General features: G+C 70.7%; 1 protein-coding gene. It reads right to left on the minus strand.

Annotation, left to right across the window (positions count from 1 at the left end):
* The coding region (locus U9980_RS15135) for a hypothetical protein (RefSeq protein ID WP_322768497.1) at positions 1 to 401 on the minus strand (401 nt) is incomplete at its 3' end.
* Positions 402 to 526 lie beyond the last annotated feature (125 nt).

Raw genomic sequence — 526 nt, forward strand, 5'->3', positions numbered from 1 at the left:
ACCAGCCGCCAGCCGGTCAGCTGACAGGCCCGGCCGGCAACGGTGCCCCAGATCGCGAGCAGCACCACCGACGTCCCCAGCGCCGCCTGCTGGGCGCCCACCACCGAAGCACCCGCGGCGACGGCGATGCCCAGCGCCACCATCGGCGGCACCGCTGCCTGCACAATCGGCCAGTGCTCGGCCAATGCCGCGCGCACCTCGCCCAGCGACGGCTTCGTGCCCGTGCTGAGCCGGTCACTGACGACACGCGAGTAACCGTGCGCGAGCCAGAACACCATGACGGTCACGGCGACCGTCAAGGCGATTTCAAAGCTCTCGGTGTGCTCCGGGTCCTCCGCCGCGACGACGGCCGCGACGAGAATGGTTCCGTAGATCGCGTTCGCGGGGTCACCGGTCCGCATGATCAGCCAGCGGACGATGCCCCGACGCCACCGCGGCCCCTCGGGCTGCACGGGTGTCGTGTCCGGCCCGGCACGGCTATCCACGGCTGTCACCGATGGCTGTCGTTCGGTCACGATCCCCCTTT

Origin of the sequence: Protofrankia sp. Cr1 (assembly GCF_963555865.1) — a bacterium.
Lineage (GTDB): Bacteria > Actinomycetota > Actinomycetes > Frankiales > Frankiaceae > Protofrankia.